Source organism: Nocardioides marinquilinus, assembly GCF_039543705.1.
GTDB classification, from domain to species: domain Bacteria; phylum Actinomycetota; class Actinomycetes; order Propionibacteriales; family Nocardioidaceae; genus Nocardioides; species Nocardioides marinquilinus.
Genome location: NZ_BAABKG010000006.1, coordinates 187,377 through 207,223, shown reverse-complemented (window position 1 = coordinate 207,223; position 19,847 = coordinate 187,377). Strand labels below are relative to the sequence as shown.

Annotated in this window: 18 protein-coding genes; 11 read left to right on the top strand and 7 right to left on the bottom strand. The window is 75.2% G+C overall.

Translation table 11 applies throughout. The annotated features are described in order from the left end of the window. Window positions 1–37 precede the first annotated feature (37 nt). Together egtD and egtB are read right to left on the bottom strand one after the other, a co-directional pair. Window positions 38–1,018: an L-histidine N(alpha)-methyltransferase gene (gene egtD / locus ABEA04_RS20735; RefSeq protein ID WP_345463422.1), complete on the bottom strand. Its 981-nt coding sequence runs from the start codon at window positions 1,016–1,018 to the stop codon at window positions 38–40. Further along, window positions 1,015–2,319: an ergothioneine biosynthesis protein EgtB gene (gene egtB / locus ABEA04_RS20730; protein ID WP_345463418.1), complete on the bottom strand. Its 1,305-nt coding sequence runs from the start codon at window positions 2,317–2,319 to the stop codon at window positions 1,015–1,017. The genes egtD and egtB overlap by 4 nt, the downstream gene beginning before the upstream one ends. Window positions 2,320–2,444: 125 nt before the next feature. Between egtB and ABEA04_RS20725 the strand changes: the two genes are divergently transcribed. Both ABEA04_RS20725 and ABEA04_RS20720 read left to right on the top strand, forming a co-directional pair. Then, on the top strand, window positions 2,445–3,839 hold the full coding sequence (locus ABEA04_RS20725; protein ID WP_345463415.1) for a mycothione reductase: 1,395 nt from the start codon (window positions 2,445–2,447) through the stop codon (window positions 3,837–3,839). A gap of 25 nt (window positions 3,840–3,864) precedes the next feature. Continuing rightward, window positions 3,865–4,722 carry a class I SAM-dependent methyltransferase gene (locus tag ABEA04_RS20720; protein ID WP_345463412.1) on the top strand — a complete coding sequence of 286 codons (858 nt, stop codon included), beginning with the start codon at window positions 3,865–3,867 and terminating at the stop codon, window positions 4,720–4,722. A gap of 513 nt (window positions 4,723–5,235) precedes the next feature. Here the strand turns inward: ABEA04_RS20720 and ABEA04_RS20715 are convergent. Further along, entirely contained in the window at window positions 5,236–6,453 is a 1,218-nt protein-coding gene (locus ABEA04_RS20715) for an amino acid deaminase/aldolase (RefSeq protein WP_345463410.1), read from the bottom strand. Between ABEA04_RS20715 and ABEA04_RS20710 the strand changes: the two genes are divergently transcribed. The 4 genes from ABEA04_RS20710 to tpx all read left to right on the top strand — a co-directional run bounded on the left by ABEA04_RS20710 (window position 6,452) and on the right by tpx (window position 11,091). Next, entirely contained in the window at window positions 6,452–7,825 is a 1,374-nt protein-coding gene (locus ABEA04_RS20710; protein ID WP_345463407.1) for a D-arabinono-1,4-lactone oxidase, read from the top strand. The genes ABEA04_RS20715 and ABEA04_RS20710 overlap by 2 nt on opposite strands. An 87-nt stretch (window positions 7,826–7,912) precedes the next feature. After that, complete coding sequence (locus tag ABEA04_RS20705; protein WP_345463404.1) at window positions 7,913–8,797, top strand: hypothetical protein; 885 nt, start codon at window positions 7,913–7,915, stop codon at window positions 8,795–8,797. Between the two features lie 258 nt (window positions 8,798–9,055). Continuing rightward, entirely contained in the window at window positions 9,056–10,549 is a 1,494-nt protein-coding gene (locus ABEA04_RS20700) for a lytic murein transglycosylase (protein WP_345463401.1), read from the top strand. Window positions 10,550–10,593: 44 nt separating this feature from the next. Continuing rightward, window positions 10,594–11,091 carry a thiol peroxidase gene (gene tpx, locus ABEA04_RS20695; RefSeq protein WP_345463398.1) on the top strand — a complete coding sequence of 166 codons (498 nt, stop codon included), beginning with the start codon at window positions 10,594–10,596 and terminating at the stop codon, window positions 11,089–11,091. Here the strand turns inward: tpx and ABEA04_RS20690 are convergent. Further along, window positions 11,088–11,897, bottom strand: a complete 810-nt coding sequence (locus ABEA04_RS20690; protein ID WP_345463395.1) for an E3 ubiquitin ligase family protein — start codon at window positions 11,895–11,897, stop codon at window positions 11,088–11,090. The genes tpx and ABEA04_RS20690 overlap by 4 nt on opposite strands. Before the next feature lie 9 nt (window positions 11,898–11,906). Next, entirely contained in the window at window positions 11,907–13,559 is a 1,653-nt protein-coding gene (locus ABEA04_RS20685) for an adenylate/guanylate cyclase domain-containing protein (protein ID WP_345463392.1), read from the bottom strand. Between the two features lie 74 nt (window positions 13,560–13,633). Here ABEA04_RS20685 and ABEA04_RS20680 point away from each other — a divergent pair, with 74 nt between their 5' ends. The 3 genes from ABEA04_RS20680 (at window position 13,634) to ABEA04_RS20670 (ending at window position 15,797) form a co-directional block, all read left to right on the top strand. Beyond that, complete coding sequence (locus ABEA04_RS20680) at window positions 13,634–14,389, top strand: lytic murein transglycosylase (RefSeq protein WP_345463389.1); 756 nt, start codon at window positions 13,634–13,636, stop codon at window positions 14,387–14,389. Between the two features lie 54 nt (window positions 14,390–14,443). Then, window positions 14,444–14,926 carry a PGPGW domain-containing protein gene (locus tag ABEA04_RS20675; RefSeq protein ID WP_345463386.1) on the top strand — a complete coding sequence of 161 codons (483 nt, stop codon included), beginning with the start codon at window positions 14,444–14,446 and terminating at the stop codon, window positions 14,924–14,926. Window positions 14,927–14,987: 61 nt separating this feature from the next. Then, entirely contained in the window at window positions 14,988–15,797 is an 810-nt protein-coding gene (locus ABEA04_RS20670) for a siderophore-interacting protein (RefSeq protein WP_345463383.1), read from the top strand. A gap of 4 nt (window positions 15,798–15,801) precedes the next feature. On the opposite strand, the gene ABEA04_RS20665 is transcribed toward ABEA04_RS20670, so the two are convergent. Further along, window positions 15,802–16,965, bottom strand: a complete 1,164-nt coding sequence (locus ABEA04_RS20665; RefSeq protein WP_345463380.1) for a DNA glycosylase AlkZ-like family protein — start codon at window positions 16,963–16,965, stop codon at window positions 15,802–15,804. A gap of 18 nt (window positions 16,966–16,983) precedes the next feature. After that, a complete protein-coding gene (locus ABEA04_RS20660) occupies window positions 16,984–17,337 on the bottom strand; it encodes a DoxX family protein (protein WP_345463377.1) in 354 nt (117 codons plus the stop codon). Between the two features lie 734 nt (window positions 17,338–18,071). Between ABEA04_RS20660 and ABEA04_RS20655 the strand changes: the two genes are divergently transcribed. Together ABEA04_RS20655 and ABEA04_RS20650 are read left to right on the top strand one after the other, a co-directional pair. Next, window positions 18,072–19,028 carry an ABC transporter ATP-binding protein gene (locus tag ABEA04_RS20655; RefSeq protein ID WP_345463374.1) on the top strand — a complete coding sequence of 319 codons (957 nt, stop codon included), beginning with the start codon at window positions 18,072–18,074 and terminating at the stop codon, window positions 19,026–19,028. Next, window positions 19,025–19,846 (top strand): ABC transporter permease, encoded by an 822-nt coding sequence (locus ABEA04_RS20650; RefSeq protein WP_345463371.1) that lies wholly within the window; start codon window positions 19,025–19,027, stop codon window positions 19,844–19,846. Before ABEA04_RS20655 ends, ABEA04_RS20650 begins: the two co-directional genes overlap by 4 nt. The last annotated feature ends 1 nt before the right edge of the window (window position 19,847 follow it).

Below are 19,847 nucleotides of genomic sequence, written 5' to 3'. Positions count from 1 at the left end.
GGACGGTGGCCCTTCGACAAGCTCAGGGTCCGTGTGGTCAGGCGAGGCGGGCGAGGGTGAGGGCGAAGTCGCCGGGCTCGTCGGTGAGCAGCTCGACCACCTCGAAGCCGGCGGCGGCCAGCTCGGTGCGGATGCCGTGGGGCCGGAACTTCGAGGAGATCTCGACCTGGATCTCCTCACCGGCGGCGAGGTGCAGCTCGAGGTCGGCGCCCGGGACGACGACGTGCTGCGGCGACTCGGCGCGCAGCCGCAGGTCCATGCGCTCGAGGTGGGCGTCCCACAGCGGCACGTAGGTGAACGCGCCGAGGTCGAAGTCGGCCCCGAGCTCGCGGTTGAGCACGGCCAGGCTGTTGCGCACGAACCGGTCGGTGACACCGCCCGGGTCGTGGTAGGCCGCGACCAGCCGGTCGACCGGCTTGACCAGGTCGGTGCCCAGCAGCAGCGTGTCGCCGGGGTCGAGGGAGTCGGCGAGCGCGCCGAGGAAGGCCGCCCGCTCCTCGACGTAGAGGTTGCCGATGGTGCCGCCGAGGAAGACCACCATGCGCCGCTCGCCCGGCTCGTTGGCCGGCAGGTGCGAAAGGTGCAACGTGAAGTCGCCGACCACCGCCTCGACGGCCACGCCCGGGTAACGCTCGCTCAGCTGCTCGGCGGCGTCGCGCAGCGTCTGCTCGGAGACGTCGACCGGCACGAACCGCCGCAGCCGGCCGGCGCCGGCGAACGCGTCGAGCAGGGTGCGGGTCTTGTCGCTGGTGCCCGAGCCGAGCTCGACCACCGTGGTCGCCCCGCTGGTCGCGACGACGTCGGCCGCGCGGGCGGCGAGGATCGAGCGCTCGGCCTCGGTGGGGTAGTACTCCGGCAGCCGGGTGATCTCGTCGAACAGCCGCGACCCCTCGTCGTCGTAGAGCCACTTGGGCGGCAGCCGCAGCGGCGACGAGCCCAGGCCACGGCGGACGTCGTCCACCAGCGAGCCCGAGGCCCAGTCGCCGTCGACGAGCACCTCGACCCGGACGCCGCTCACCGCGGTGCCCCGCCGTCGGCCAGGCGCACCCCCGACAGCGCCCAGCGGGCGGCGTGCGGGAAGAAGTTGCGGTAGGTGGTGCGGGCGTGCCCGGGCGAGGTGAGCGCGCAGCCGCCGCGCAGCACCATCTGGTTCGACATGAACTTGCCGTTGTACTCGCCGATGGCGCCCGGGGGCGGGTGGAAGCCGGGGTAGGGGTGGTAGGCGGACGACGTCCACTCCCAGCACTCGCCGTGCACCTGCCGCAGCCCGCCGGTGGCCGGCCCGGCCGCGCGCGGGTGGTAGGCCCCGCCCGCGGGTGCGCCGGTGGAGGACAGGCCGGTGGAGACGACGGCGTGCTCCCACTCGCCCTCGCTGGGCAGCCGCTTGCCGGCCCACGTGGCGAAGGCCTCGGCCTCGTAGAAGCTGACGTGGCACACCGGTGCGCCGGGGTCGACCGGCCAGGTGCCGTGCAGGGTGTGCTCGAACCAGACGCCGTCGACCTCGCTCCAGTAGAGCGGCGCCGTCCAGCCCTCGGCGTTGACGCGCGACCAGCCGTCGGAGAGCCACAGCTCGTGACGCCGGTAGCCGCCGTCGGCGACGAAGGCGAGCCACTCGCCGTTGGTGACGAGCCGGTCGGCCAGCCGGTAGGGCTCGAGCCACTGGCGGTGGCGCGGCAGCTCGTTGTCGAAGCAGAACCCCTGCGTGGTGGGGTCGTGGCCGATCTCGACGAGCCCGCCCTCGACGTCGACCCAGCCGAGCGCGTCGGGCTCGCTGCGCGGCGGCGGCGCGCCGGCGTAGACCGGCTGCAGGGGGTTGCGGGAGAGCACGTGCTTGATGTCCATGAGCAGCAGCTCCTGGTGCTGCTGCTCGTGGTGGAAGCCGAGCTCGATGGTGGGGGCAAGCGCGGCGAGCGTGCCGTCGTCGAGGCGGGCGATCAGGTCGCGGACGCGGTCGTCGACGTTGGCCCGGTAGTCGCCCACCTCGTGGACCCCGGGCCTGGTGATCAGGCCACGGTCGGGTCGGGAGTAGCGGGGGCCGAGCGTCTCGTAGTAGCTGTTGAACAAGAACCAGTACTGGTCCTGGAAGGGGGCGAAGCCGCTCTCGTGCTCGGCGAGGAGGAAGGTCTCGAAGAACCAGGTGACGTGGGCTCGGTGCCACTTGGTGGGCGAGACGTCGGCCATGGACTGGACGGTCTGGTCCTCGGGCGAGAGCGGCGCGGCCAGTCGTTCGGTGTGGCCGCGCACGTCGTCGTAGCGCTGCACCAGGCCACCGGGGTCCTGGTCGGTCCGCCAGTCGGCGGGGGTCTGGATGACGGTCATGCCGACCACTGAACACCAGCGCACCGACAGCGTCGACACCCTGAGTGCTGACGAACGGGTGACGGGTCGGTGACGGCGGCACGGTCACCCTGGTGGGTGGGGGTCGGCGAGCCTAGGTTCGGCTCGTGACCCACTACGACCTGATCGTGATCGGTACCGGCTCGGGCAACACGATCGTCGACGAGCGCTTCGCGTCGTGGCGGGTCGCGATCGTCGAGCGCGGTCTCTACGGCGGCACCTGCCTCAACCGCGGCTGCATCCCCTCCAAGATGCTCGTGCTGCCGGCCGACGCCGCCCAGCGCGCCGCCCGGGCCGGTCACCTCGACGTGCACAGCAGCTTCGACGGCGTCGACTGGCCGGCGCTGCGCGACCGGGTCTTCGGCCGCACCGACCACGTCGCCGGGCAGGGCCACGACTACCGCCACGGCCAGGACGGCGTCGACGCCCTCGACGGCACCGCCCGCTTCGTCGGTCCGCGCACGCTGCGGGTCGCGCCCACCGACGGCGGCGAGGAGGTCGAGATCTCCGCCGACCACGTCGTCATCGCCACCGGCAGCCGGCCGGTGCTGCCCGACGTCCCGGGGCTGGCCGAGGCCGAGCCCTACACGAGCGACGACGTGATGCGCATCGACGCGCTGCCGCGGCGCCTCGGCATCGTCGGCGGCGGCTACGTCGGGTGCGAGCTCGCGCACGTGTTCGCCTCGTTCGGCGTCGAGGTGGTGCAGGTCGAGTCGGCCGACAGCCTGCTCGACAACCAGGACGAGGACGTCGCGCGCGTCTTCACCGACCTCGCCTCTCAGCGCTGGGACGTGCGCCTGGAGGCGCGGCTGACGAAGGTCGTGCGCGACGAGGGGCCGGACGGCGAGATCCACCTGCACCTCGAGGGCAGCGACCCGGTGACGGTCGACGCGCTGCTGGTCGCGGCCGGACGGCGTCCCAACTCCGACCTGCTCGACCTCGACGGCACCGGCATCGAGGTCGACGACCAGGGCCTGGTCGTCGTCGACGAGCACCAGCGGACGACGGCCGAGGGCGTCTGGGCGCTCGGCGACGCCTCGAGCAGGCAGCCGCTCAAGCACGTGGCCAACCAGGACGCGCGCGTCGTCCAGCACAACCTGCTGCACCCCCACGACCTGATGACCAGCGACCACCGGTTCGTGCCCGCCGCGGTGTTCAGCTCGCCGCAGGTCGGCACGGTCGGGCTGACCGAGGAGCAGGCGCGCGAGCAGGGCCTCGACCTCGCGGTGGTGCGCCACCAGTACGCCTCCACCGCCTACGGCTGGGCGCTCAACGACGACGACGCCGGCTTCCTGTGCAAGCTGCTCGCCGACCGCTCGACGGGCCTGCTCGTCGGGGCGCACCTCGTGGGCCCGCAGGCGGCCTCGCTGGTGCAGCCGCTGATCCAGGCGATGAGCTTCGGGCAGCCGGTGAAGGGGCTGGCGCGCGGGCAGTACTGGATCCACCCGGCGCCCACCGAGGTCGTCGAGAACGCGCTGATCGCCCTCGAGGGCGAGCTCTGACCCCGCCGCCGTGGTCTGATCGGACATGGCCAACGAGGCGATGCGTGAGCAGTGGACGGCGGGCGCGGCCGGCTGGGTCGAGAACGAGTCGCTCTTCGACACGGTCTTCGCGCCTGTGACCGCCGCGATCTTGGACGCCGCGGGGTTCGAGGCGGGGCAGCGGGTGCTCGACGTCGGGTGCGGGTCGGGCACGCTGCTGGCCGCCGCGGCGGCCGCGGACGCCGAGCCGGTCGGCGTCGACGTCTCGCCCGGCATGGTCGAGGGCGCCCGGCGGCGGGTGCCCGGGGCCGTCGTCGTGGTGGCCGACGCGCAGACCGCGCCCCTGCTCGAGGAGGCGCCCGGCCGGCCGTTCGAGCGCGTCGTCTCGCGCTTCGGCGTCATGTTCTTCGACGACCCGACCGCCGCCTTCGCCAACCTGCGCGCGGCGTGCGCCCCCGGCGCGCGGCTCGCCTTCGCGTGCTGGCGGGGGGAGGAGGAGAACCCGATGTTCACCCTCGGCACCGAGGCGCTGCTGGCGCAGATGGCCGAGCCGTCGGCGGCCGCCGCGCCCGGCGCCCCGGGCCCCACCGCCTTCGCCGACCCCGACCGCCTCTCGGCGCTGCTCGCCGAGGCCGGCTGGGGCGAGGTCGCCACCGCCCCCCTCGACGCCGTGGCCGACTACGGCGCGGTGCCGGGGTTCGGGGCCGACGGCGTCGAGGCGCGGCTGACCGCCAGCCTCGCCACCTCCACCGGACGCCGCGCCCGCGCCGAGCTCGAGCCACGGCTCGGCGAGGCCGGCTGGGCCGCGCTCCTGGACGACGTCCGCACCGACCTGCGCCGCCACCTCGACGACGGCGTCATCCGCTTCCCCCTCGCCTGCTGGCTGGTGACCGCCGTCGCCTGAGCCGGTGGAGCGGTGCGTCAGTTACCGATTCGCGCCGCGAAACGGTCACCAGCTCACCGCCCACCGGGGCCGGGCCGGGGCGGCGGTGCGTCAGTGACCGAATTGCGTCGCGGAACGGTCACCAGCTCACCGCCCACCGGGGTCGGGCCGGGGCGGCGGTGCGTGAGTTACCGATTCGAGTCGCGAAACGGTCACTAGCTCACCGCCCACCGGGGTCGGGCCGGGGCGGCGGTGCGTGAGTTACCGATTCGAGTCGCGAAACGGTCACTAGCTCACCGCCCACCGGGGTCGGGCCGGGGCGGCGGTGCGTCAGTTACCGAATCGAGTCGCGAAACGGTCACTAGCTCACCACTCACCGGGGCCGGGCCGGGGCGGCGGTGCGTCAGCTACCGAATCGCGCCGCGAAACGGGAACCAGCTCACCGCCCGCCGGGGTCGGGCCGGGGGAGCGGTGAGTGAGTTACCGATTCGCGCCGCGGAACGGGAACCAGCTCACCGCCCACCCGGGCAGACCTCAGAGGAACGTGCGCCCCTCGCCCCGGTACGTCGGCGCCGACTCGACCACCCGCGCGTCGTCACCGGCGCCGGCGACCAGCTGGAGCGCGTCGACGTGCTCGCACAGCTCGCCGGCCTTGGCGTGGCGGAACCACACCCGGTCGCCGAGCCGGAGCCGGTCGGCAGCGGCGCCGCGCAGCGGGGTCTGCACCTCGCCGGCGCCCTCGGAGGGCAGCAGGCGCAGGCCGGCGGGGTAGGTGGGCACGGGCAGGCGGTCGCGGCCGGCGGCGCCTGAGGCCACCCAGCCGCCGCCGGCGACGGTCACCAGGCCGGGGCCGGGGCGGCGGGTCACCGCGAGCCCGAACAGCGCGGCCGGCTCGGGCTCGAAGGAGTCGTAGGCGTCGAACAGCGTCGGGGCGAGCAGGCCGGAGCCGGCCGCCACCTCGGTCACCGACGGGTCGGCCACGGTGGTCTCGACCGACCCGGTGCCGCCGCCGTTGACGAACTCGAGGTCGGCGAGCCCGCGGACGGCGTCCACCACCGCCGCGCGCCGCTCGGACAGCTCGGGCACCGAGACCGCCTTGAGGCGCCGCACCAGCAGGCCGCGCAGCGGGTTGGCGGGCCGGTCGCCGAGCCCCGCGACCTGCCCCTCGTAGGCCATCAGCCCCACCAGCCGCAGCGCCGGGTCGTCGACGATCGCCCGCGCGAGCGAGACGGCGTCGTCCACGCTGTGGGTGGGGGAGCGGCGCGGGCCGAGGTGCAGCCGCCCGCCGAGCCACCGCTCCGCCGGACGCAGCGAGACGTCGAGGTCGATGCACACCCGAAGCGGCTGCTCGACCCGCTCGACGACCGCCCGCAGCCGGTCGAGGCTCTCGACGCTGTCGACCATGAGCGTGATGCACTCCAGCGCCACCGGGTCGGCCGCGAGCGCCCGCAGCGCCTCCCGCTCGACCGTCGGGTAGGCGATGACGACGTCGTCGACCTCGTCGGTGGTCTCCACCAGCCACAGCGCCTCGGCGAGGGTGAAGGCCAGGACGCCGGCGAAGCCCTCGCGCGCCAGCACCCGCTGCAGCAGCGACCGGCAGCGCACCGACTTGCTCGCCACCCGCACCGGCGTCCCCGCGGCCCTCCGGACGAGGTCGGCGGCGTTGGCGTCGAAGGCGTCGAGGTCCACCACGGCCACCGGCGCGTCGAGATGCTGCGTCGCGCGCTCGAGGCGGGCATGCTGGCTCGGCATGAGGGCGAGTCAAGCCACCCGCACCGTCGCAGGCAAACGCACCCCCCCGACGGCGGACGGTGCGCCGCGCACCGAGTGGCGCAACTGGGCCGGCAACCAGCGTGCGGACGACGTCCAGGTGGTCGCCCCGCGCACCGTCGACGAGCTGGCGCGCACCGTCGCCGACCTCGCGGACGCCGGCCGCGGCGTCCGCCCCATCGGCACCGGCCACTCCTTCACCGCCATCGGCGTCCCGCACGACGTGCAGCTGCGGCTCGACCACCTCGACGCGATCACCGCCGTCGACCTCGAGCGCGCCCAGGTCACCGTCGAGGCCGGCATCCGCCTCAGCGTGCTCAACCGGGCGCTCGAGACGCTGGGCCTCGGCCTGACCAACCTCGGCGACATCGAGGAGCAAACCCTCGCCGGCGCCATCAGCACCGGCACCCACGGCACCGGCCTCCGCTTCGGCGGCCTGGCCACGCAGGTGTGCGCGCTCGAGCTGGTGCTGGCCGACGGCTCGCGCCTGACCTGCTCGGCGCAGGAGAACCCCGACGTGTTCGCCGCCGCCCGCGTCGGCCTCGGCGCGCTCGGCGTGCTCGCCACCGTGACGCTGCAGGCCGAGCCCGCCTTCGCCGTCCGCGCCCGCGAGGGCGGGGGCCGGCTCGACGAGACGATCGAGCGCTTCGACCACGACGCCGCGACCCACGACCACGTCGAGTTCTACTGGTTCCCCCACACCCGCTCGGTGCTCACCAAGCACAACACCCGGGTCGCGCTCGACGCCGACCGCCCGCCGGCCCTCTCGCGCCGCCGCGCCTGGTGGGACGACGACTTCCTCAGCAACACCGTCTTCGGCGCCGTCGTCGGGGCCGGACGCCGGGTGCCGCCGCTCGTGCGCCCGCTGGCCCGGGTCTCGGCGTCCGCCCTCGGCGACCGCGAGTTCAGCGACGTCTCGCACCGCGTCTTCACCTCGCCGCGGCGGGTGCGGTTCGAGGAGATGGAGTACGCCGTGCCGCGCGAGCACGGCATGGCGGTGCTGCGCGAGCTGGTCCGCCGCGTCGAGGCCAGCCGCTGGCGCATCGCGGTGCCGGTCGAGGTGCGCGTCGCCGCCGCCGACGACATCACGCTCTCGACCGCCACCGGGCGCGACACCGTCTACGTCGCCGTCCACACCGCGCCCGGCAGCCCCGACCGCGACGCCTACTTCGCCGCGCTCGAGGGCATCGCCGGCGAGGTCGGCGGGCGTCCGCACTGGGGCAAGCTGCACGGCCTGGACGCCGCCACCCTGCGCGAGCGCTACCCGCGCTTCGAGGACTTCCTCGCGCTGCGCGACCGGCTCGACCCCGGCCGCACCTTCGGCAACTCCCACCTCGAGCGCGTGCTGGGCTGAGGGCTGGGCCGAGGGTTGGGCTGAGTCGTCACCTCCACCGGCCCCGGTCGTTGGGCACCACAGACGCCCACCGACCAGGAGGTCCCCATGCTCCGGCGCACCCTCGCCGCGCTCGCCGCCACCGCCGTCTCGGCGGCCCTGCTCGTCGCCCCGACCGGCGGCGACGCCGTCGCCGCCCCGCAGCCGGCCCAGCGCAAGACCAGCTGGACGCCGGCCGGCAAGGCCACCATCACGCCCGGCGTGATGATGTACACCAAGGGTGCGCAGTGCACGGCCAACTTCGTCTTCACCGACCGGCGCGGCGGCGTCTACGTCGGCTACGCCGCCCACTGCGCCGGCAAGGGCGAGGCCACCGACACCGACGGCTGCTCGACGGCGTCCCAGCCGATCGGCACCAAGGTCACCTTCGTGCGCGGCGGCGGCCTGGTCTCCGGCGGCACCGTGATCGGGTCGGGCACGCTCGCCTACTCCTCCTGGATCACCGAGCGCCGCATCGGCACCACCGACCCCCAGACCTGCGCGTACAACGACTTCGCGCTGGTCAAGGTGCGTCCGCGAGACGTCCGGAAGGTGAATCCTTCGGTGCCCGTCTTCGGTGGCCCGACCGGTCTCTCGACCGCCTCGCTCGGCCTGGGCGACCGCCTCTACAGCTACGGCAACTCCAGCCTCCGCGGCGGTGTCGAGGTGCTCTCGCCCAAGCTCGGCGTCGCCCTCGGTGACGACCCCGCCGACCAGGGCTGGTCGCACCCGCTCTACAGCCTCACGCCCGGCATCCCCGGTGACTCCGGATCGGGCTTCCTGACCGCGAAGGGCCAGGCCATCGGCACGTTGTCGACCGTCGTCCTCGCTCCCACGCCGGGCTCGAACAACATCGGCGACCTCGCCAAGGAGCTGCGCTTCGCCCAGCGTCACTCGGGCATCCCGGGCCTGCGGCTGACCCGCGGCACGGTGAGGTTCGACCCGCCCGCCTGACCCCGCGGAACCACCCTCCGGCCCCCTCCGTCCCACCCCTGTTCGCCCTCAACTCGGGCCCTCCGTGTGCCGATGCTCGACTCGTAGCCGAGTCCAGGTCGGCCGGACGGGGGCTCCGCCGGTCGCCTCCGGGTGATAGGAAAGGGGTGGGACGTGGGCCACACGACGGGCAGGCACAGCAGCTCGGGCTACCGCGGCACCCACCGACGAGAGCGGACACCCCGCCACCACACCTCGGGTACCTCGGGAGACGAGCAGATGAACGCCAGGACGACCTCAGGACGCCGCGTCGCCGCGGTGGTCCCCCTCGCCCTGGTCTCGGCCGCGTGGACCGCCCACCTCTCCGGTGCCGGCGCCCCCGCCGCGCCCGCCACCGCCGCTCCGCAGCCCGCCCCCTCGGCCACGCCCCAAGCGCCCGGCGTGCTGCCCGGCGGCACCGACGTCCCGGCGCTGCGCGTCGACGCGCCGGCCAGCCTGTCGACCGCCACCGACCGTGCCCCCGCCGCCGGCGACGGCACCTTCGCGCCGGTCGCCGCCCGCACCTCCGCCGTCGACATCCCCTCGCCCGCGCTCGCGGCCTACCAGCGCGCCGAGAGCGTCATCAACGCCGCCGACCCCACGTGCGGCCTGCGCTGGCAGCTCGTCGCCGCCATCGGCCGGGTCGAGTCCAACCACGGCCGCTTCGCCGGCAGCGTCATCGCCGAGAACGGCACGGTCAGCCCCGCCATCTACGGCCCGCGCCTCGACGGCCGCCCCGGCACGTCGCTGATCCGCGACACCGACGGCGGCCAGTACGACGGCGACGCGAGGTTCGACCGCGCCGTCGGCCCGATGCAGTTCATCCCCTCCACCTGGGCCGTCGTGGGCGTCGACGCCGACAACGACGGCGTCCGCGACCCGCAGGACGTCGACGACGCGGCCCTCGCCGCCGCCGTCTACCTGTGCTCGGGCGACGACGACCTCGGCACCGAGGCCGGCATGCGGCCCGCCGTGCTGCGCTACAACCACAGCAACAGCTACGTCACCACGGTGCTCGGCGTGATGCAGGGCTACCTCGACGGCGACTACGGCACCTCGCCCGAGCCCGTGCTCAACGCCCGCACCACCATCGACCCCGTCGACTACCCGGCCCGCCTGGTGCCGAAGCCGGAGGAGCCGAAGGACGCCGCGGGCGAGCTCGCCTTCGGCCCGACGACGTCGCGCCCGGCGAAGGCCACGGGCCACGCCGGCCCGCTCGGCGACCGCGAGGGCGGCCGCGACACCGGCCAGGCCCAGCCCGGCCTCGACCCGGTCGAGAGCGACCAGCCCGTGGGCGAGCCGGTCGACCCGCCCGTCGGCGAGGAGCCGCCCACCGAGCCGCCCGCCGGCGAGACCGAGCAGCCGACCGAGCAGCCGGACCCCGAGCCCGCCGGCCCGACCCAGGGCGGCGGCGACGCCGGTCAGCCGGTCGAGCCCGTCGAGCCCGTCGAGCAGCCCACCGCCGAGCCCGTCGAGGAGCCGGCCGAGCCGGCCGAGCCGGCCGAGCCCGTCGAGCCGGCCCCGGCGTCCCTCGCCTACGACGACGCCGTCCTCTACTGCACCGACGAGGCCGGCTTGGTCGACGACCCGGCCGTGGCCGACGACGAGTTCGACCTGTGCGTCGTCGAGCTGGCCGACCCCGCCACGCTGCCCGCCGACGGCGAGGCGGGCGGCGAGACGCCGGCCGGCACCGAGGCGACCGCGCTGCGCAAGGAGGCCCGGCCCGAGGGCTGAGCCCGCGGCCCGGTCCGCCCGTCGGGCCTGCTAGAACCGGGGGCATGGCCTCCACCGCACTCGGCGGCAACCCCGCCACCCTCGTCGGCGACCTGCCCGCCGTCGGCTCCCCCGCTCCCGGCTACGACCTCGTCGGCGCCGACTTCGCCCAGGTGACCCGCACCCCGGGCGCCGGCGCCCGCACCGTGCTGAACATCTTCCCGAGCGTCGATACCGGCGTCTGCGCCGCGAGCGTGCGCCGGTTCAACGAGCTGGCGGCCGGGCTGCCCGACACGGTCGTCGTCTGCGTCTCCCAGGACCTCCCCTTCGCCCTCGCGCGGTTCTGCGGGGCCGAGGGCATCGACGACGTGGTCGCCGCGTCGTCGTTCCGCTCGACGTTCCCCACCGACTACGGCGTCCTGCTCACCAGCAGCGCCTTCGAGGGCCTGCTGGCGCGCGCCGTCGTGGTCGTCGACGGCACGGGCACCGTCGTCCACACCGAGCTGGTGCCCGAGATCGGGCAGGAGCCCGACTACGACGCGGCCGTGGCCGCCCTGGCCTAGCGCACCAGCGCGACGACCACGCCGGCGATCGCGAGGACGACGGCGAGCACGCCCGCGCCGATGGCGAAGCGGGTGTTCTGGGTGATGCCCTGGTCGGCGGAGTCGAGCAGGTCGGCCTCCGAGCGGGTCGAGATGAGCAGCTCCTGGCCGCCGTCGCGCGGTTTGCCGACCTCGAGGCGTCCGCCGTCGTCGCGCGCCTCGCCCTGCACGAAGACGCGCGTGTCGGGCACGAGCACCCACTCCTCGTACTCGTAGCCGATGGTGTCCTGACCACGGGACGACGGCAGGGCCAGCTTGAACGAGCCGATCGTCAGCTCGGTGCGGTCGTCGTCGTCGCGGCCCTCCTCGAAGCGGCTGACCACCTTGCGGCCGCCCTGCACGTTGGTCGTCGGCACGACGACCACCTCGCCGGCGTCGTCGCGCAGCACGAAGGGGTCCTGGGTGCGGTGGCGGGTGACGACCTCCTCCTTGGTGCGGGTGCGGCGGCGTCCCTCGCTGTCGCGGTAGTGCTCGCGGTAGCGGCGGGTCACCTTGTGCTGGTGCCACACGCACTCGGTCCCCGACAGCTCGGAGGTCAGCAGCCCGAGGTCGCCGGGTCGGGCGACGCCGGCCAGCTCGACGTGCTGGCTGAACGCACCGGGCCCGGCGGCGTCCGCGGCGGCCTGCACGTAGGTGCGCAGCTCGCCGGTGCTCATCGTCTCGACCGCGAGCAGCTGGGACTTGCGACCCCGGTGGGTGCGGGCCTGCCAGAGGAAGTAGCCGCTGGCCACGGCGAGCAGGGCGGCGATGACGAAGAGAGCGGTCACGCGCGGACCCTAGCCGGACGACGCCCCCGACAAACCCGACGAACCCGCCGCGCCCGACGCATCGGACGCATCGGACGCATCGGACGCATCGGACGGCACGCAGACGGGCGTGGGCTCGCTGCGCCCCCGCAGGACGACGTCGTCCGCGGCCTGCCAGTGCTCGGCCTCTGCGCCGGCGGCGTCGACGCTGGCCCGGGCCACGAGCACGCGGCCGGGCTGGTCCTTGGCGAGGTCGGTGAGCCGGGCGGCGGAGTTCACGGCGTCGCCGATGACGGTGTACTCGAAGCGGCTGCGGTGCCCGACGTTGCCGGCCACCACCTCGCCGGTGGCGACGCCGATGCCCGCCTCGAGCTCGGGCACCTCCTCGGCCAGCCGCCCGGCCATCGCGCGGGCGGCGGCCAGCGCGGCGGCGGCGTGGTCGTCGTGGTCGACCGGCGCCCCGAACACGGCGAGGACGGCGTCCCCCACGAACTTGTTGACCAGCCCCTGCCGCTGGTCGACCTCGTCGACGACCACGCCGAAGAACCGGTTGAGGACGGCGACCACCTCGGTCGGGCCGTGCTCGACGGCGTAGGTGGTGGAGCCGACGAGGTCGACGAACAGCACCGTGGCGGTGCGGGTCTCGCCGCCGAGCTCGACGTCGTCCACGCCGCTGCCCCGGTCGACCGCCGCCCGGGCCACCTCGCGCCCGACGTGGCGGCCGAAGAGGTCGCGCAGGCGCTCGCGCTCGCGCAGTCCGTCGACCATCTGGTTGAACCCGGCCTGCAGCAGCCCGAGCTCGGTGCCGTCGTAGACCGGCACGCTGCGCTCGAGGTCGCCGCGCTCGACGTCGAGCAGCGCGTCACGCACCGAGAGCACCGGCGCCACCACCGATCGCGCGTTGAGCACGGTGACGAGCAGGCCGAAGACCAGCACCACCACGCCGAGCACCAGCATCGTGACGGCGAGCTTGGTGGTCGAGGTCTCGACGCCGGCGAGGGCGAGGATCGCGGCCAGAGCGAGCCCGAGGGTCGGCAGCCCGGTGCCGGCGAGCCAGAAGACGACCATGCGGACGCCGATCCCGACGCCGCGGGGCCGCCTGGTCAGGGGCGCCCCGGCGAGAGCGCGCGCCGACAGCGGCCGCATCACGAACTGGGCGAGCAGGTAGGCGACGGCACCGACCACGAGCCCCGAGATCACCACGGCCGCCGCGGTGCTGACCGCGCGCTCGGGCTGCAGGGTCAGCGCCAGGCTCGTGAAGACCACCGCCGCGCCGAGCCACAGCACCACCTGCAGCAGGGTCAGCCGCACCGGCACCTGCAGCGTGCGCCGGCGGTCGAGGGGGGTGGGCTCGTCGTCCCGCAACGCCCACCGCATGGCGCGCAGCGTGGTGGTGGTGCCCGAGACGGTGCCCACCACCACCGCCGCCGCGACGTAGACCGGGACGCCGATCGCGAGCCCCAGCACCGTGCCGCGGCTCGGCGAGGCGGCCGGCACGACGAACGTCGAGATCGCGAAGACCACCCCCGCGCCCACCAGGTTGGTGGTCACCAGCATCGCCGTCAGCAGCAGCTGCACCCGCACCCGCAGGGCCCGCACGCCCTGGTCGGCGGGCCCGAGCAGCCGCGACCCGAACGGACTGCGGTCGGTCCGCGCGCGTCGCGCCGGCCGCAGGAGGGTCACGGCGCGACACTAGAGGCTGGCAGGGCGGGGCCGTCGGAGCGCGCCGGAGGTCACGCAGCGCGGAGGGAGCACAGGTGAGGGACGTGCGGCCGCGCGCCGTCGCGCTGGCGCTCGCCGCCGTGCTCGCCGTCGCCGGGCTGGGCTGGCTCGCCCACCGCACCCTCTACGCCCCGGTGCCGGTCACCGACCTGCGGCCCGGGCCGGGCGGCACCCCGCCGCTCTCGGTGCCCCTGGCGCCGCCGCTGGGCGTCGTCCCGAAGCTCGACGACACCGGGGTGCCGACGCTGGTGCCGGCGTGGGTGCGGCGCACCGCGCGGGTCACCGGCATCCCGCGGGCCGCCGTGCGGGCCTACGCCCGCGCCGAGCTGACGGCGCCCGACGGCTGCGGCCTCGGGTGGACGACGCTCGCCGGTGTCGGGTGGGTCGAGTCGCACCACGGCACTCTCGGCGGGCGCACGCTGCGCGCCGACGGCCGCTCGTCGTCCACGATCCTCGGCCCGGCGCTCGACGGCGCGGGCCCGTTCGCCGCCATCCCCGCCGCGCCGGGGTTCGTGCGCTGGCACGGCGACCCCACCTGGGACCACGCCGTCGGCCCCATGCAGTTCATCGGCGAGACGTGGGCGCGGTGGGCGGTCGACGGCGACCGCGACGGCGTCCGCGACCCCACCGACCTCGACGACGCCGCCGCGACCGCCGCCGCCTACCTCTGCGCGCGCGGCGGGGACCTCGCGACCAGCGACGGGTGGACGGCGGGCCTGTGGGCCTACAACCAGTCGAGCGAGTACCTGCGCGCCGTCCACGACGCCGCGACGGGGTACGGGACGCGCTGAGGGCGATCGGGCCGATCCGTCGCACCCCCACCACCCGTCTGGGACCATGACGCCATGAAGGCGGCGAAGCGGGTCGGACTCGAGGCCCTGGGCTGGCTGCTGCTGGTCGCCGGCATCGCGGGGCTGATCCTCCCGGGGCCCGGGCTGCTGATGATCTTCGCCGGCCTGGCGGTGCTCTCGCAGCAGTACGAGTGGGCCGAGAAGCGGCTCGACCCGGTGAAGTTCCGCGCGCTCAAGGGCGCCGCCGAGAGCGTCGAGACCGTGCCCCGCACGGTGATGTCGTGCGCCGGCGTCGCCTTCCTCGTCGCCTGCGGCGTGTTCTGGATCCTCGACCCCGCCCAGCCCGGCTGGTGGCCGCTGCCCGACTGGACCTGGCTGCCCGGCGGCATGTGGGCCGGCATCACGCTCATCCTCTCGGCCGGCATCGCGCTCGCGCTGATCGTCTACTCGTGGCGCCGCTTCCACGGCAAGCCCGAGGCCGTCGAGCAGCTCGAGGAGGAGCGGCGTCGCGCCGACGAGAAGTTCAAGGCGCTCTGACGCCCGGCCCGCCCGGGGCCGCTCGGGGGGCCGGTCGTGGGGCGGGGCTAGCCTCGATCGCATGCACGGAGTGGTGGAGTCGACCGAGCTGCTGACCCCCGGCCTGGTGCGGGTGGTGCTCGGCGGCAGCGGACTCGACGGGTTCGCGCCGCCGCCGCCCACCGAGGGCGCCGACGCCTACGTCAACCTCGCGCTGCCGTCGTCCGGGGCGCCGTACGGTCCCGTCTTCGACCCGCGGCAGGTGCGCGAGGAGCACCCCCGCGAGGTGTGGCCCGCCCGCCGCCGCTACACCGTGCGCTGGTGGGACGCCGACGCGCGGCGCCTGGCCATCGACTTCGTCGTCCACGGCGACACCGGCGTCGCAGGCCCGTGGGCGGCCGCGGCGCGACCGGGCGACGTCCTGGTCTTCGAGGGGCCCGGCAGCGGCTACACGCCCGACCCCGACGCCGACTGGCACCTGATGCTCGGCGACGAGTCGGCGCTGCCCGCCATCGCCGCGGCGCTCGAGGTCGTGCCCGCGGGGCGGCCGGCCGTCGTCCGGCTGGTGTGCGACTCGCCGTCGCACGAGGTCGAGCTGCTCACCGAGGCCGACCTCGACCTCGCCTGGCTGCACCGCGAGAGCGCGGACGGCGACGGCACCGAGCTGCTGGCCGAGGCGACGGCCGCGATCGACTTCCCCGCGGGCCGGGTGCACGCCTTCGTGCACGGCGAGGCCGACGAGGTCCGCGCCGTCCGCCGGCACCTGCTGGCCGAGCGCGGCCTGGCGCGCGCCGACATGTCGTGCTCGCCCTACTGGCGGCGCACCATGACCGACGAGGCGTGGCGCGAGGTCAAGCGCGACTTCGTCGCCGCCATGGACGACGACGCCTGACGGCTCACCCCGACCGGTCGAGGCCGGGCCCCCACGCCTCGAGCCGCAGCCAGGCGGCCAGGGCGTCGACCTCGGCGCGGACGGCGTCCTCGGTGGCGGCGTCCCACGGCTCGTCGCGGTGCAGGGCGTCGACCCGCAGCACACCCTCGGCGCGGTCGGCGGTGGCGTCGAGCTTGCCGACGAACCGGTCGCCGACCAGCACCGGCAGCGCCCAGTAGCCCCACCGCCGCTTCGCCACCGGCTTGTACATCTCCAGGTAGTACTCCCACTCGAAGAGCTCGGTGAGGCGCTTGCGATCGGCGACCAGCCGGTCGAGGGGCGAGAGCAGCGCGGCGCGGCCGCGGAAGCCGTCGGTGCCGTCGGTGCCGTCGGGCTGCGCGGCGTCGAGCCGGCGGGGGTCGACCCGCCAGGTGCCCTTGACGCCGTCCACCACCGCCGGCTCGCCGGCCTCGCCGACGTCGTTGGGCTCGAGCGGGGTCTGCGCGGCCCGGCCGCGGGCGATCCCGAGGGCGGCCAGCCGGCGGGCGTCGCGCTCGCGCCGCGCGTCGTCGGGGTCGGGCACGGGGTCGTCGGGGTGCACCCGCTCGGCGAGGTCCCACAGCGTCTCGCGCCCGCGGACGCCGCCCCGCCCGGACGCCGCGACCTCGCCGCGCTCGACGAGCTGGACCAGCATCATCTTGACGTTCTTGTCGTTGTTCCAGCCGCTCGAGGGCCACGGCACGAGCGCGCCGTCCGGCAGCTCGGACGCCGGCAGCGGGCCGTCGCCGCGCAGCGCCTCGAGCAGCTCGCGGCGGAAGGCGTCGTTGGCCGCGACCCAGTCGACCAGCCCCTGCTGCCAGGGCTTCCACGGCTGCGGGCCGGGCCAGCGCGCCATCTCGGCGCGGTGCAGGGCGAGGTCCTCGGCGGGGCGGGCGAGGTTGTGCAGGCTGATCAGCTGCTGGGTGTCGAGCAGGTCGGCCAGCTCGGCGGGGTCGTAGCCGCCGCCGAGGCGGCTCCACATCACGAGGTCGGCGCTCGGCGCGACCGCGGCGGTCTGGTCGAGCTGCACGCAGGTGAGGTGCCGCACGACGTCGAGGACGTCGTCCGGCCGGTCGGCGGTGAGCAGCTGCGCCCGGACGGCGACCCGGCGGGCCTCGGCACGGCTCAGGCGGTGGGGCTCGGGCGGCATGACCCGATCATGCCCCGCTCAGGCGGCCTCGGTGCCCCACAGCAGCGCGGTCGCGCCGGCGATCAGGGCGAGCACGAACGGGACGCTGACGCCCCGGATCTCACCGGCGCGCAGGTGCGCGACGATCGCGAGCACGAAGTAGACGAAGAACCCGACCGCCGCCGCGACGCCCGCCCAGCGCACCCAGATGCCGGCCACCAACCCCAGCGAGCCCACCAGCTCGACCCCGGCCAGCACCGGCCGCAGCGGCCGCGCCACCTCGGCCCGGTCGAGGCTCTCCTCCACGTCGGGCTGACGCCGCAGCTTGGCCACCGCCGAGCTCGCCATTACCACCGCGAGCAGGACGGCCAGCACGGCCCCGGTCAACGCCACGCCCCGATCGTGCCGAGGGTGGTGGCGGGGCGAGTCACCCCTGGCGGCGAGTGGGCGGCGAGTGGGCGGCGAGTGGGCGGCGAGTGGGCGGCGAGTGGGCGGCGAGTGGGTCGGGTCGGGGGAGCGGTGCGTGGGCCACGGTTCCGGCGCCGAGGACGGTGGCTGGTGCACCGCCGCGTGGGCCGGGTTGGTGGGGCGGTGCGTGGGCCACGGTTCCGGCGCCGAGGACGGTGGCTGGTGCACCGCCGCGTGGGCCGGGTTGGTGGGGCGGTGCGTGGCCCACGGTTTCGCGGGTGAGGACGGTGGCTGGTGCACCGCTGGGGCGGCTTGGGTCGGGGGAGCGGTGACCTGGTGACCGAATCGGTGGCCGGAACGGGAACTGGGTCACCGCCGTCCCGGGCTGGGTGGGGGGGCGGTGAGCTGGTGACCGAACGGGTGGTCGGAACGGGAACTGGGTCACCGCCGTCCTGGGCTGGGTGGGGGGAGCGGTGAGCTGGTGACCGAATCGGTGGCCGGAACGGGAACTGGGTCACCGCCGCTCCGGGCTGGGTCGGGGCAACGGTGAGCTGGTGACCGGATCGGTGGCTCGAACGGGAACTGGGTCACCGCCGCCCCGGGCCACCCCGCCGGCCCGCCACCCCGACCCCGATTCCGACCCCGAGACCCCACCCCGGGGACACCCCAGGGTCGCTCCCCGATGCCGGCCGGGGCGGTCCGTCGACAGGCTGAGGGCCATGACGATCAGAGCCCACGCCCTCACCAAGCGCTTCCCCGGCCCACGCGGCTCCGAGGGCCGGACCGCCGTCGACGGCATCGACTTCACCGTGCTGCCCGGCCGCGTCACCGGCTTCCTCGGCCCCAACGGCGCCGGCAAGTCGACGACGATGCGGATGGTCCTCGGCCTCGACGCGCCGACGTCCGGCACGGTCAGCGTGAACGGCCACCGCTACGCCGACAGCCCCGCGCCGCTGCGCGAGATCGGCGCGCTGCTCGAGGCCGGCGCGCTGCACCCCGGCCGCAGCGCCCGCGACCACCTGCGCTGGCTCGCCGCCAGCAACGGCATCCCCCACACCCGCGTCGGCGAGGTGCTCGAGCTGGTCGGCCTGGACGCCGTCGCGGGCCAGCGGGTGGGCCGGTTCAGCCTCGGCATGGGCCAGCGCCTCGGCATCGCCGCCGCCCTGCTCGGCGACCCGCCGGTCGTCGTCCTCGACGAGCCGGTCAACGGACTCGACCCCGAGGGCATCCGCTGGGTGCGCGGCCTCGCCCGTCGCCTCGCCGACGAGGGCCGCACGGTCTTCGTCTCCAGCCACCTGATGAGCGAGATGGCGCTCATGGCCGACCACCTGCTGGTCATCGGCCGCGGCCGGATCCTCGCCGACTGCTCGGTGCCCGCGTTCATGGCCGAGCACGCGGCGTCCTACGTGCGGGTCAAGGCGCCGTCCCTCGACGACCTCGGTCGGCTGCTGCAGCGCCAGGGCGCGGACGTCGTCCGTGAGGGCTCCGGCTCGGCCGCCGAGCTGCGCGTCACCGGGCTCAGCGCGCCCGAGGTGGGCGAGGCCGCGGCGCGCGACGGTCGGGTGCTGCACGAGCTGACGTTGGTCAGCGCCTCGCTCGAGGACGCCTTCATGACCCTCACCGCCGACGCGGTCGAGTACCACGCCCAGACCGAGCTCGAAGGAGCCACCCGATGACCGCCACCCTCGCCCCGGAGCAGACCCACGCCGACGGCGTCCCCGACCTGCCCCGGGTGGGCTTCGGCGCCGCCCTGCACGCCGAGTGGATCAAGCTGCGCACGGTGCGCTCCACCGGCTGGACCCTCGCCGCGTTCGTGCTGCTCGGCGCCGGCCTCACCGTCCTGATCTGCGCGCTCAACGCCGAGTGGCTGGCCAGCGGCGACGCCGACGAGTCGCCCGGCTCGTTCATCACCTGGGGGATGCTGCTGGCGCCGGTGTGCGCCGTCGTCCTCGGCGCGCTCGTGGTCACCAGCGAGTACGCCACCGGCATGGTGCGCAGCACCTTCGCCGCCGTCCCGCGGCGCGGCACCGTGATGGCCGCCAAGGCCGTGCTGGTCACCGGGCTGCTGCTCGTCGTCGGCACCGTCACCGCGCTGCTCGGCTACCTCGGCGGCAACTGGTTCCTCGACCGCGAGGGCATCGGGATGGCGCTCGAAGGTGACGTGCTGCGCGCGATCGTCGGCAGCGGCCTGTACGTCGCCGGCATCGGACTGCTCACCGCCGCCGTCGGGTTCGTGGTGCGCCACACCGCGGGCACGATCTCGCTGGTGCTGGCCGTGCTGCTGGTGGTCGGCAACATGGTGATGCTCGTGCCCGGCACGGTGGGGGAGTGGCTCGAGAAGCTGATGCCCGGCAACGCCGGCGGCGCCATCGCCAGCCCCGTGCCGTTCAACCCGAACCTCCTCGACGCCTGGAACGGCTTCGGCGTCTTCGCCCTCGAGGTCGCCGCGGTGTGCCTGCTCGCCTGGACGACGGTCCGCCGCCGCGACGCGTAAC